The following is a 13,574-nucleotide window of genomic DNA, read 5'->3' as shown; positions in this document are numbered from 1 at the left end:
TTATTTACCCCAACAGGTGCTTGAGTCAGCAGAACCTGTTGACGTTTTTAAACCCGTATCAGAAATAGACAATGTTTTACATTCGGCATCTTGTAACGGCGGTCCAGACTCAGGTGTTGCCTTAAATGTAAATGTACCTGCGTCATTATCTACCTCGACACTAATGGTATAAAAGTTATTTTCTGTAGTACTAGAAACACCTAAATCAGCAATTGTGCTTGTATATTCTCGATTATCGACAAAATATTGCTCTTGCTTATTAGCTGCATCTAATAACGAAGTAATTGCCTCAGTTCGAGCAGTACGTTTTACGTGCTCAAAATAACTAGGAATAGCAATGCTAGCGATGATCCCTAAGATAGCTACAGTAATCATCAGCTCGATTAGCGTAAAACCGTTATGACCCTTTGTTCTTATAAAGTTCATTTTTTAAAAACCTATATAATTGTTTTTTTACAGGAATTACCCCTATTTGTTCTTATCTTAGATGGCTAACAATAATTATGCAATTAAGGCGAGTATTCAAATCGCTACCACATGCTCTGCCTTAACATCTAAGGCAGAGCATTCGCTTAGTGCTTTATTGGCTATTATCGTTTCGCTCTTGCTTGTAGATGAAAGTTTGTTGTGTTTTAAAGCCAAAGCCAATAGGCACTGCATCACTAACAAGCTTAATTTTACCGTCTTCAACAGTTATACCTGGACCTAAGATTTCTTGAACCTTAAATGGGTTTTCTTGCCCCTTAATACCAGGTCCAATTGTTAGAAATTGACTTAACTCTTCGACTTTATCTTCAGTATCTTTAATGACATCTGGGTTGTCAGGATCAGGTAAGTCATCACAATAGCCATTATTATTATTATCAACACAACTATTCCCCACGCCAAAATACAACTGAGGTGTGTCCGGAACATCATTGGAAGTAGTAAATTTCAGGCTATCGTAAACCTTTGTGCCATAGTGTAAATGAAAGGCATATACGCTTCCTGAGCCACCAGTTAACGAGCACTGGTTAGTTGTCTCGGTTGCAGAAGCAGGGGTATAGCTTGTGAAATAGGCAACACCCCCTATAACTGTACTCGCAGCAAGTGATTTTTCTCCCACTGACGGGAGGTTATAATACCAGCCTTTATAAGCTCCAAGTTCAACTTCTAGCTTGGTAAATTTATCAACATTATCCAGCGCATTACCAAATGGATCTGAATCCATATTCATTAAATCAGATTGAGTGATTACTTTGGGTACGTCACTACCTACAAAAGATTGAGTAACTGTATTAATATCTCGAATCATGAAAAGTTGATCCTTAGTTACTGTTGAAGTTGGCTTTGAACGATTACCACTGCCAACTAAAACTGCATCAAAGGGTGTATCTTTTCGAGAAAATATTTTTTTCCCATTAATAGTTGTTTCTGTTACCTTACTGAACATAGTTCTTGCTATCAGCGGCTTGTAGAAAAAACGCCTATCTTGCGTACTCAAAGAACTGCCCAAGCTTGCAAGTTTGAAGTGAGTCCAGGGACTATCAGAGCTATTTGGTTTTTCACTCGGCATATCTATTCGCCAAATATCACCACCTGTGTCAGTTGCATATAAACGGTCAACAAAGCCATCATAATCCGAATCAAGAACACTAACATCAGCCGCAATACTGTGCTTACCTTTAAAACCGTTTTCGGTTGGAGTTAGTGCCCAAATTTTATTTCCTGTTTGCGCATCAACAATATAGATCCCGCGGCCTTCGTTATCATCTGTTCGGATCACGTTATCCTTGTTGGTGTCGTAACCTGCACCAAAAATCAATACAGGGCGGTTTTTGTAACCTTCCATATTAATATAGGTAACCGTAGGCTTAGACCAAGTTTGACCTAACTCTTTGAAGTCACCGGAACCACCTTCAATAGGTTGATCCCACAGTAAACTAGGTGAGTCGGGGTTTGTAATATCTAAGCCATAGTAATAATTACCACCACGCCTCAAACCAAAAAATGCCCAAACACGATCACTCCCATTTACCACACCATCATTATTTTTGTCATCGAAAAATACAGATATTGGACCATCAACACCATATACTTTAGTGTTCGCTTGATTCTCTCGTAGCGGCCTAATTATTTTGTACAAACTACTTGGAATAAATGCCCAGCTTTCTTTAAGAACGTCCTTTTTATCTTGGAAAAAGTGTAAAAAGCCTGCATTTGTACCAATTAAAATGCGAATGTCATCATTACCATAATCAATTGTAACGGGTTTAGAATGTAGCGGATCACCGAAAATATCTTGTCGCTGGTCCACTGATGAAGAATCTCCATCCTCGTTATCAACATCTATCCCGCGCGCCCAATCAATTGTTTTTTGTAATTGTGACTTATCAACCCCAAACAACTTCGCGGCTTTTTCATCGCCACCTAAGGCACTCGAAACATTTGCTTTTGTAAAATCTACTAGACTAGACTTACCCGCGTCTGTGTATAACTTTCGCGATGCTAGTTTAGTTAAATGTAGATTTACGCCACCACGTTGCACTGTATTTCCATCAGCTTCTTCATTAGTTGGTAGCCAGAACGTTCTCGCTTTATTAGAAATCAAACCATCTTCATTAAGTGCAGATTTACCTGTTGAATCAACAATTTGATCACCAGAAACTTTTAATTTTTTCAAATTTCCACGCCAACGCGCACCCGTTTCAGGGTAAAACATAGCGTAGTAAATCGATTCGCGGCTACGGGTTTGATCAACATTGTTACTCGCGATTGACGGTGAAGTGAAACTATCATTTACTTCACGGATTTGGGTGATTGTATTTTTCAATGCCTCGGATAATTGCTCCGACGTATTCGCATGCAGGTACTGGCCACCGCCTAATCGAGCGGTTTCCGAAAGTAGAGTTTTACCGTTATTACTCATCCCACTACCAAAGCCGATGGTATATACACGCCCTGTTTCATGGATATCCGTTGTGGTTGGCCTTAAGTCGACTTCAACATCATCAGTGCCATGTATGATCTGAGCTAACTTGTGTAGGAGAACCCCTGCAATTTTATCTGAGTTATAAAGGTAGGTCCCAAAATGAGAGTAAAAAAGATTGCTAATATTTCCATCTTGTTGATTATCTGAACCTGCAGAAGGGTCACCATCGGTCATATAAATAATATTGACCGAGTTATCACAACGCTTAACTTCTTCGGAGTTATCAAATGGAGAAATATAGGTATAGTCGTATTTTGGATTCCACCAACTACCTGTCTGTTTCCTTTTCTCAATTGACGTATCTCTGAGCGCTTCATTAACTTTTTCACCGTAAAAAACATTTTGTCCTGTAATATACAGATATGCTTCCCAGAGGGTTTCTGTTAGAGGGGTCCCCCCATTTGCAGGTAAGGCGGCAATTGTTTGTTTTAAGAAGGAACTAGACGAACCTATCCCAGATAATACATAACCACCATCAGTACTATTAAAGCGCATCAAGCCAAAGTCAATATCGTCATTACCTTCAACTAAGCTTGTTATAGCACTTTGTGCAACACCTAACCGACTATCAGAACAAAGGATATAGCCTGAATAATTACTGTAACCACAGCTGTTACCAGTCGATGTTGAGAAGGCCATACTTCCAGAAGTATCGAATACAATTAATACGCGAGGTTTCTCATCGAGATCAACATTATGATTGACATAAAGCTCTATATCTTCGGCGTGGCCCAAAAAACTAATTACAGCTAATGAAGCTAGCAATATTCGTTGAGTAATTTTTTCTATATTCATTACTTTTCTCCACTAACCACCGGTATTGAGGCTAGCCATTTCTTGGGCAACGCCTGTGCTGATCGTTAAGGTATGTTTACTCTTAGTGCCATAAGTAATAGTGGTATCAACTTGGACCATGTTACATGATACACCGGCAGTAAAGTTAAATTTACGTGGGCATGGTAAATCTAGCACACCATTATTTAGGTTTGTCATAGTATTAGATGCGCCATCCATATCATCCATATCAAAACCTCCCTCAGGTATTTCAGATGCTTTCATTAAAAAAGCACTATTGCCACCTGCTGCCGCTTCATTAGCGATAACTTTTTGCACTATACCAATTAGACTATTTTCGGCCGTTTCTCGCTCTTGGGCTGAGTTTGCAACTTTAATATCTACACTACTGCTACTCATCAATGTAACAGCAATACCTGTTACAGCAACGACCATAATCAATGCTATAACTAGTACAATACCCTGCTGTTTATGCAAACTTGAAACGCTATATTTTTTATTTCTATTGATTAAAACTTTTTCCATAACCAACCCATTTAAAAATATCCACCCAACACCCTTAGCGAAAATTCAACTATCAAAAACAAAAGCACTATAAAAAGCTAGCAAATTAATACTAGTACAAGATTATTATAAAAAATATATAATATCAATCCAAAAATGTTAATCAGCAATGTTAAACAATGAGATAACAACGATTTAAAAAATAAGATCCAACATTTTCAAGAGTATAGAAGTATAAAAAGAATAAAATCATAAGCTAACCATAAAGAGGGAATGAAAATGCAAATCTATAAAAACAGAGCCTACAATTTAAAAATTTGAAGAAATTTATATTATTAATAAAAACCCATTTAAACAAAAAAAGCCCAAATAAATTTGGGCCATCTGAAATAAGAAAATAAGATTTTAATATATAACTACAAGCTATTATCATTCCTCTCTAGTTTATATATATAGCTTTGTTTGACTTTTAATTTAAGAGGTTCTTTATCATATAATTGAACTTTTCCATTTTCATCAATCGTCGGCATTGGGCCATTAATAGATCCAACCTCTATTTTCTCACAATCTTCAATGCAATTTATATCTTTTGGAGGTAATGGAAATAGGTAAACTTTTCCATCTTTCACATACATTGTCGGTGTATCGGGTAATTCTGAAGCAGTTGGGCTCCTCCACCAATCGTAAACTTTTGTTCCGTAATGAAGATGAAAAGCATAAAGGTAGCCTTGGCCAGCAGCAATAGAGCATTCAAAACGTGACTTTGAGCTTGTATCTGGTTTATGAGTAGTAAAATATGCAATCCCACCAATTACAGTTGCTTTGGCTGTGGCTTTTTCTCCCCACCCTAAATTGAAAAACCACCCATCTTTACCAGCTAGGTCTACTTCTAATTCTTGAAAGTCATGTATATTATCAGTCACTTTTGAAAAAGGATCACTGTTAACATTCATTAAATCTGTTTGTTTAATTGTCTCGGGTATCTCGCTATTTTTGAAGCTGCGAGTTACAGTATTTGCATCACGGATCATGTAGAGTTTGTCACTCACTTTTAAATTTAAAGGATCAGTACGATCTCCACTACCAATAAGTACCGCATCAAAAGGGGTATCAATTCTTGAAAAAGTTTTTTCACCATCGATTGTTGTTTCTGTTACTTTACTGAACAGAGTTCTAGATACATAAGGCTCATAAAAAAATCGACGGTTGTTATTGCCTAACTTTGCCAGTTGATAGTGCGTCCAGTTACGAGAATCATTTGTAGCTAAATCTACTCGCCAAATACCACCACCTGTGTCACTTGCATACAATCGGTCTGTATATCCATCATAGTCAGAATCAAGTAAATGTATGTCTGAAGCTATACTATGCTCACCTTTAAAGCCACCTTCTGAGTTTGTTAACGCCCATAATCTTTTACCTGTTTCTGCGTCAACAATATACAACCCTCGACCTATTGAGTCTGCTGAGATAGAGTTATCTTTGTTAGTGTCGTAACCCGCACCAAAAATCAGAACAGGTCTATTTTCATAGCCTTTAAGATTAATAAAGGTAACCTTTGGTTTAGACCAACTTTGCGCCAGCTCTTTAAAACCTGCAGCGCCACCAACAATGGGAGCACCCCACATTAACTTCGGCGAATTAGGGTTTGTAATATTGAGTGCATAATATTCATTACCACCCCGTCTTAAACCAAAAAATGCCCACACCCTATCAGCACCATTAACAACACCGTCGCTATTCTTGTCATCAAAGAATATTGAGATTGGGCCATCTACCCCATACACCTTACTTCGTTTTTCTTTATCTCTTAATGGCTTAATAATTTTATATAAACTTCTTGGTATAAATGCCCAGCTTTCACTCAATACATCATTTTTATCCTGAAACATATGTAAATAGCCTGCATTAGTGCCCACAAGTATGCGTACATCATCATTCCCATAATCTATTGTGGCAGGTTTAAAATGCAATACATCTCCAAAAATATCATGTCGAGTGTCATTAGTAAGGCCGTCTTGATTTTCATCATCAACATCACGGCCTCTAGACCAGTCTATAAGATCAAACACTTCATCTGGATCAGACTCAAAATCTTCAGCGGCTTTAAAACGATTTCCGTAATGGATAATGACTCTATAGTCAGTAAATGGAAGCATTCGACCACCAGAAACATTTGTCAAAACCTTCCTGTCTTTATTAGGGATACTAGATTGGGTTGATAAAAATAAATTAACACCTCCTTTATCAACAAACCCACCATCTGCTTTTAGATTCTCATTTGATTGCCAATATGTTTTAGCTTTAGATAAAATTGCGCCATTACTATCAAGAGCAGGTTTAGCATCCGCACCGATAATTACACCATTTGAAACTTTTAACTTTTTCAGATTTCCTCTCCAACGAGCATGATTTGAAGGCAAAAACATTGGAAAATATACTGCATCACGGTGTGATAATTTATCTGAATTATTTGATGCTACCGCTGGCGAAGAAAAAGTTGAGTTAACCTTTCTAATATTGTTGACAACATAAGAAAATGCCTCACTTAGCGCTTCTGGAGAGTCTGCGAAAATATAGTCACCACCACCATTATCAGCAGTCGCCTGTAAAATATCTCCTGCGTTTTTGGCTAAGCCTTTACCAAAACCTATCGTGTAAACATTTGCGCCATCTACAACACTTGTTGCAGGGTAAATATCCCTTTTTTCATTCTCTTTACCATGAAGAATTGTTGCCATTGATGGTAAATAACTCTTCCCAACTGCTCCTGGTTCAGTACCATAAATACTTTTGTACAAGCGTTTAATAAAGTCATCTTGATTAAAATCCCAATAAGGTTCACCGTCTGTCATCAAAATGATATTAACGCTATTATCGCAACGAATTGGATCACCTGAGTTCTGCTTGAAAGGAGAAACATACTTACCACTTTGCTCTATAGAAGTATCGCGTTCAACGGGGTCTACTAAATTAGCATAGAATATTTCATCGCCCGATAGGTATCGCCACGCTTCTGTAATGGTTTCAACAAGGGGTGTTCCTCCCTGTAAAGAATTTACATCCCAGTTTCTTATGGTATTTTTAATCGCCTTATGGTTTGTACCAATTCCATGAATAATATATCCACCAGTGCCTTTAATAAGCCGCATTAAACCAAACTCAATATCACTATTGTCGTTAATTAATTTAATCATCGCCTCCTGTGCGACTTCTAATCGACTTCCTTCGGGACATAGTATGAGTTTCCCCTTATTCATACAGACTCTGCCCGTCTCTATAGAGAATGCCATGCTATTTGATGTATCAAAAACGAGTAAAATTCGTAACTTTTCGTCTTCCGAAACATTATAATTTATATATAGATCAATATCTTCAGCAAAAATACTTGGGCTGAAAACACTAAAAAAAATAAAAAATAGGCCGCTTAATTTGATTTTCATACTAGCCTTACTCCATTAATTATCACTATTTAAGCTCAGCATTTGTTGAGCTATTCCTGTTGTAATAGTGAGGTTGTGCTTACTTTTCGAACCATATTTAATAACTGAATTTATCTCAATCATATTGCACTTTAAGCCTTCGGTATCGTCAAAGCGCCTAGGACAATTCAATGGCAGAGGGCCTTCATTCCTGTTAAACATCCTGTTTGTAGTATCACCTAGGTTACCTAAGTTAATACCAGCGTCACCAATTTGTTCCTTATTTAAGAAAAAGCGGCTGTTACCTCGCGCACTTGCTTCATTTGCTATAATATTTTGTACATCACCCATTAACACGTTTTCAGCTACTCCCCGCTCTTGAGCTGCATTAGTAATTTTTATATCAACACTACTGCTGCTTAACAGAGTTACTGCAATCCCCGTAACCGCCACCACCATGATCAAAGCAACGATTAACACCACCCCTTGTTGTTTCCTTTGCAAGGTTAGATGCGCCATAAATTTGCTCCAACATTATTCAAGCGTATTGTTGTTGTGAACACGGCTCGACGAAAATTATCGTTGAAACTCAGCTCTTTCTTACTGGCATCTTCACCCAATGTGTAAGTCTGGTTTTTTAGTTTTAAGTTTGAATCCGGTAAGAGCGATCTAACAAGTAAAAAAACTTGTACTGTTAAAATGCCTCTTCGATTTTCCCAGTCGCTGTTTGTCATTTGGTTTATGCTTTTGTAAGTATCTACTCGACTATTGTTCGTGGTATCTAGACCAAATACAAAATGCATATTCTCCACGCCTTCCATCACACTCTCAGTTCTCATATTTTGGTTAGTAGTTAACCTTTTTCGGCGTAAAACGGGGACTTTAACTGATTGATCATTTATTTTGAATGAGTCTTCAACAATATAATAAACATGGTGTCGATAACGCCATATAGTTGCATTACCATTGATAGATGCGGCCAAAATTGGACCTTTTCTAAATTCAGCCCGCTCTTGCTCAGCAATGAAGTAGTAATAGTCTTTGCTTGTCTGGTTAGGTTGGATCTGCAGCCCTTCAAGAAACTTCATCTGTAAAACATCAGTATTTTTCTTTGCATTGTTGATACAACTAAGCGCAGAACCATCTGAGGTTTCCACTGCATAAACCGAGCGAAAATTACTAGTTGCACTGTCAGCAGGGAAGCTCGCATTATTGAGGCCTTCTGAGCAGTCACCTGTAGGGTTATTTACAGTATCCGTATTAGTATTTTCATCTGAGAACGAGTCTTCATAGAATGTTCCCCAAAAGCCAATCTGTTCTATATCACGCTGCATGATATTTAAAGCTAACCGACCTGTTTCCTGCAATTCACCAATCGTCATGGTGTCTCGTGTTGTTACTTTCATACTTAAATAAGTAAACATCACCCCACCAAGCACTATGCCGCCAATGAATAAAGCGACCATCATCTCAACAAGTGTAAATCCAGTTTGCTTTTTCATCTTATGACCTTAAGTATATGTAGCTTTCAAGCACGACTAAACGGCGCTTGTCGTTTTGTGTTCCACAATCAATAGCAGCTGTCGCATTATTTGCTTTTTGCTCCTGCCTACCTTGCCAGCTGATCACCACCCTTATATTAAATTCACTCGCATTTCCTGCTGCGACTGGGGTGTTATTTATACACACAGTGGCATTATCTAAAGCACCCGTATTTTCACGAGCTTGAATTGCGCGGATCCATTGTTGTTTATCAAACTCAGCTATATTTTTTGCAGTACAAGCGGAGTTAAAACATGCCTGAGCTTTGTCGGCTGATGATTGACTACTAAACTCTCCATTGTATAAACCGGCAAAACCCGAAGAGTCATTTGCTCTCATACGTTGGATTATGTCATTACCAAGTGCCACAGCAGCTGCACGCTGCATTGAATCAAAGCTAGCTTGTTTTGCTTTAGCTTGTAAGGCCACGGCACCTAATAAACCAAAACTCAAAATAACAAAGGCAATAAGCACTTCAATAAGCGTAAAGCCTTTCTGCTCAGAATGTTTAATCATGGTGAAGTTCATTGATACTTTTACATACCATAAGAATATTACGACACAGATAAATAACAATCTGTATATGGACAAGCGGTCATAATGCGCGATAAACGGTACCGAAACTTTCTTCAGAGCAAAGTAATAAACAATAAAGAAGCTGGGACTTTAGGAGATAAGCTGCTGCATTGAGAGTTTTTATTATTTACCCATTACAGCTTTTACATTTTTAAGCTCTCGACGACTAACAGACAAAGGCTCTTTAAACTGGTTCATCGTGACTGTATGTCCACCAGAAGAAGGACTATTAAGGCTTACAATTTGTTGCTTATTGACAAGTGTATTACGATGAATTCTCAGTAGCTGCAGCGGATAGGTTTGCTCAAGTTGTTTTAAACTTTGCTCAACAAGTGCCTCACCTTCAAAAAACACCACCCGCGTGTATTTTTGCTCTGCAATACAGCAAATAACATCATCTATATTTACTCTTCTTAATACGCCTGCAAGTTGATAACAAATATAGTTATTTTCAGGTGTTAATACTTGAGTTCGGTTTAATTTACTAAGCTGCGCCATTGCTTTTGCTAAAGCTTGCTCGGATACAGGTTTAACTAAATAGCCATCTACTGCGAGCTCAAATGCAGTTAACGCATACTCAGGGTGCGCTGTTAAAAACATCACTGCTGGGGGGATCGAAAACAGTTTTAGTTCAGCAGCTACTTCAAGGCCCGACTGTTTGGGCATATTAATATCCAGCATCACTAAATCAGGCTGGAGCCGCTTACAAAGTTCAATCACCTGTTCGCCGTTACTGGCTTCACCTACAACTGTGCAAAGTTCGTTGGTAGCTAATAAACGTTTAATACGCGCCCTTGCTAAAGGCTCGTCATCAGCAATTAAAATTTTTATCATGCGCTTCTCTTCTTAGGTATCACCAGTTTCACCCTAAAGATCTCATCACGAACAGTCGTAGTCAGTTGCGCTTTTTGATGATAGAAAAGTGACAAACGCTGGCGGATGTTTTCAAGTGCCATACCGTTGCCTGCTCGTGAATGGCTCCCTTGCTTCGCTACAGGGTTAGTTATAATGAAAGTATAAGCTTTGTTCGATTGATACATCTCGACAGAAATGTTGCCCTGCTCTGCTGGCTCTACGCCATAAAAAACCGCATTTTCAATAATCGGCTGTATTGTCAGACACGGAATATCTATATCTGGTAACTCATCAGGTAATTTCCAGCTTAATGCTAGGCGTTCGCCATAGCGCCAACGTTCAAGTGCCACATACTGCTGGCATAAAGTGATTTCATCAGCAAGCTTTATGGCTTTACCGCTGCGCATTGCGGCCTGCGACAGCGCCGCCAGCGCCAAAATTGCTTGTTCAGCCGCCTCAGAATCATAATGGGTAAGCTCAGCAGCAGTGTTTAAACTATTAAACAAAAAGTGAGGGCGTATTCTTGCTTGTAATGCATCAAGTTCAGCCTGCGCTAACGCTTTCGTTTGTTGCTCTTTTTGATTATGAATAAGCAGGAATTGGCTGAACAACGCGGTGACCAAAAATATGATCAGTAAATTACTGACAATAAAGTTAGCTCTCGACTCCATAGCGAACACATCTGAAAACACAGACAAAAACAGCCAGCTAAAAACAGACGTTAATGCCAGTAAAGTGGATATCAGAATGAATAACTGTTTAGAGTGCGACAGCTTTGTAAGTAGAGCCCGGCATACATACAGTAACGACAAGCTTGAAAGAAAAATTAGATGTAAAAAGCAGCTAAATATAGCTAGACGTAACCAAACATCACCTAAGCTCATTGGTGAAAAGGCGAGTAAAATAGCAATGACTTGGCTGACGATCAGTGTGGCAAGGACACCACGAGATTGAAAAAGAGCCGCAATCAGCAAGCCGTTTGAATTAGGCTGTTTGCTCATGGGCTCCTCTTTTAACTGTTGACTACTATTTGCTTAGATTAGCGTAGCTCAACAGGAACGGCAAATACTATGTTCTCTTCTTCGCCAGGATTTTCAACAACTTGATTGCCACCCAATTCTTTTAGACGAGCAATAACTTGTTGAACTAAAACTTCTGGTGCAGATGCACCTGCAGTAACACCCACCGCATTTACATTGTTGAACCAATCAGCTTCAACATTACTTGCATCATCAATCAAATAAGCCGTAGTGCCCATTTTATCGGCAAGCTCACGTAAACGATTAGAGTTAGAGCTATTTTTAGCCCCAACTACAAGCAATACATCCACTTTATCAGCTAAGTCACGCACTGCATCTTGACGGTTTTGCGTAGCATAACAAATGTCATCTTTACGCGGGCCATCAATTGCTGGAAACTTAGTGCGTAATGCATCAATCACATCTGCTGTATCATCTACAGATAACGTTGTTTGGCTACAGTAAAACAGGTTCTCAGGGTTTTTAACCGTTAAGTTTGCAACATCTTCTGGCGTTTCTACTAAGTAAATACCACCCGCTTCGTTGTCGTACTGCCCCATTGTACCTTCTACTTCTGGATGACCATGATGGCCAATTAACACACACTCAGTACCTTTACGGCTTGCACGTGTTACTTCCATATGTACTTTTGTTACCAACGGGCAGGTTGCATCAAATACTTTAAGGTCACGACGCTTTGCTTCGCTTCGAACAGCTTGTGATACACCATGCGCACTAAAGATAACAATGCTGTCGTCAGGAACCTGATCTAGCTCTTCAACAAAGACTGCACCGCGATTTTTTAAGCCATCAACAACATATCGGTTGTGAACGACTTCATGACGCACATAGATTGGCTTTTCAAAGATATCGAGTGCGCGCTCCACAATACTGATTGCACGGTCAACGCCTGCGCAAAAACCACGTGGGTTCGCTAATAAAATATCCATTAACCTGTTACCTCTAAAATATCGACTTCAAAGGTTAAGCGTTGCCCTGCAAGTGGGTGGTTAAAGTCAATAGTAACTGACTCACCTTGCACTTCACGAACAAGACCTGGTAACTCAGTACCATCAGGCTGAGTAAAGGCAATAATATTACCTACTTCAGCAGGCGTGTCTGCACCAAACTTGCTGCGGTCAACATAGTAGATGTTATCTGGATTTGGCTGACCAAATGCATCTTCTGGCTCTAATGCAAATGACTTACTGTCACCAGCCGCTAAACCGAGTAAGCACTTTTCAAAATTTGCTGTCAGACTGCCATCACCCATTCGCAATTTTGCAGGTTTATTATGTACTTTAGTTGAATCGGCTGCTGAGCCATCTTCTAACTTAATTGAGAAATGAAAGATCACTTCAGAGTTTTCACCAATTACAGCTTGGCTCATGCTTGTTGCTCCTTAGGACTTTCGCCTGTGAAGGCATCAAATAAAAGTAATGCGGCACCGATACAAATCGCACAATCGGCAATATTAAAAACAGGAAAGTGCCAGTTTTCGTAATATACATGCAGGAAGTCAATAACATAGCCATACGCGATTCGGTCGTATAAATTGCCTATTGCACCGGCTAAAACTAACGCATAAGCAGAACATAATACCTTGTTAGACGCAGGTAAACGTTTCAACCACCACACTAAAAGCACACTGATCGACACTGCAATCAAACTAAAGAACCAGCGCTGCCAGCCACCTGAATCACTCAAAAAGCTAAATGCCGCACCATAGTTGTGTACATAGGTGAAGTTAAAGAATGGCAGAATATCTATCGACTCTTGATAGGCCATGGTATTAACGACAAGTGATTTTGTCGCATAGTCTACTACCAAAAGCAGTAGACTAAGCCATAACCAAACCAAGCCACTTTTTCCGGCTAGTTTGCTCACAAA

Annotated in this window: 12 protein-coding genes; all 12 read right to left on the bottom strand. The window is 39.0% G+C overall.

Annotation, left to right across the window (positions count from 1 at the left end; genetic code table 11):
- Entirely contained in the window at positions 1-426 is a 426-nt protein-coding gene (locus NO991_RS11425) for a type IV pilin protein (RefSeq protein WP_300357271.1), read from the bottom strand.
- A 154-nt stretch (positions 427-580) separates the two neighbouring features.
- Positions 581-3,766 carry a pilus assembly protein gene (locus NO991_RS11420; protein ID WP_300357268.1) on the bottom strand — a complete coding sequence of 1,062 codons (3,186 nt, stop codon included), beginning with the start codon at positions 3,764-3,766 and terminating at the stop codon, positions 581-583.
- Positions 3,767-3,778: 12 nt separating this feature from the next.
- On the bottom strand, positions 3,779-4,291 hold the full coding sequence (locus NO991_RS11415) for a pilus assembly protein PilX (protein ID WP_194441679.1): 513 nt from the start codon (positions 4,289-4,291) through the stop codon (positions 3,779-3,781).
- Between the two features lie 395 nt (positions 4,292-4,686).
- Complete coding sequence (locus NO991_RS11410) at positions 4,687-7,713, bottom strand: PilC/PilY family type IV pilus protein (RefSeq protein ID WP_300418402.1); 3,027 nt, start codon at positions 7,711-7,713, stop codon at positions 4,687-4,689.
- 15 nt (positions 7,714-7,728) lie between these two features.
- Positions 7,729-8,211, bottom strand: a complete 483-nt coding sequence (locus NO991_RS11405) for a pilus assembly protein PilX (RefSeq protein WP_235372769.1) — start codon at positions 8,209-8,211, stop codon at positions 7,729-7,731.
- Complete coding sequence (locus NO991_RS11400) at positions 8,199-9,194, bottom strand: PilW family protein (RefSeq protein ID WP_300357260.1); 996 nt, start codon at positions 9,192-9,194, stop codon at positions 8,199-8,201. Before NO991_RS11400 ends, NO991_RS11405 begins: the two co-directional genes overlap by 13 nt.
- Before the next feature lies 1 nt (position 9,195).
- Positions 9,196-9,750, bottom strand: a complete 555-nt coding sequence (gene pilV / locus NO991_RS11395; RefSeq protein ID WP_194441683.1) for a type IV pilus modification protein PilV — start codon at positions 9,748-9,750, stop codon at positions 9,196-9,198.
- Positions 9,751-9,933: 183 nt separating this feature from the next.
- Positions 9,934-10,644 (bottom strand): LytTR family DNA-binding domain-containing protein, encoded by a 711-nt coding sequence (locus NO991_RS11390; RefSeq protein ID WP_366526120.1) that lies wholly within the window; start codon positions 10,642-10,644, stop codon positions 9,934-9,936.
- The gene (locus tag NO991_RS11385; protein WP_300582020.1) at positions 10,641-11,666 is read right to left on the bottom strand and encodes a sensor histidine kinase; all 1,026 of its coding nucleotides are present in this window, start codon (positions 11,664-11,666) and stop codon (positions 10,641-10,643) included. The genes NO991_RS11390 and NO991_RS11385 overlap by 4 nt, the downstream gene beginning before the upstream one ends.
- A gap of 38 nt (positions 11,667-11,704) precedes the next feature.
- On the bottom strand, positions 11,705-12,634 hold the full coding sequence (gene ispH / locus NO991_RS11380; protein WP_054551757.1) for a 4-hydroxy-3-methylbut-2-enyl diphosphate reductase: 930 nt from the start codon (positions 12,632-12,634) through the stop codon (positions 11,705-11,707).
- A complete protein-coding gene (gene fkpB / locus NO991_RS11375) occupies positions 12,634-13,074 on the bottom strand; it encodes an FKBP-type peptidyl-prolyl cis-trans isomerase (RefSeq protein WP_300357251.1) in 441 nt (146 codons plus the stop codon). Before fkpB ends, ispH begins: the two co-directional genes overlap by 1 nt.
- The gene (lspA, locus tag NO991_RS11370; protein WP_054551759.1) at positions 13,071-13,571 is read right to left on the bottom strand and encodes a signal peptidase II; all 501 of its coding nucleotides are present in this window, start codon (positions 13,569-13,571) and stop codon (positions 13,071-13,073) included. The genes fkpB and lspA overlap by 4 nt, the downstream gene beginning before the upstream one ends.
- Positions 13,572-13,574 lie beyond the last annotated feature (3 nt).

This window comes from Pseudoalteromonas sp. DY56-GL22, assembly GCF_041414715.1.
Classification (GTDB): Bacteria; Pseudomonadota; Gammaproteobacteria; order Enterobacterales; family Alteromonadaceae; genus Pseudoalteromonas; species Pseudoalteromonas simplex.
This window is presented reverse-complemented; position numbering and strand designations above follow the sequence as displayed.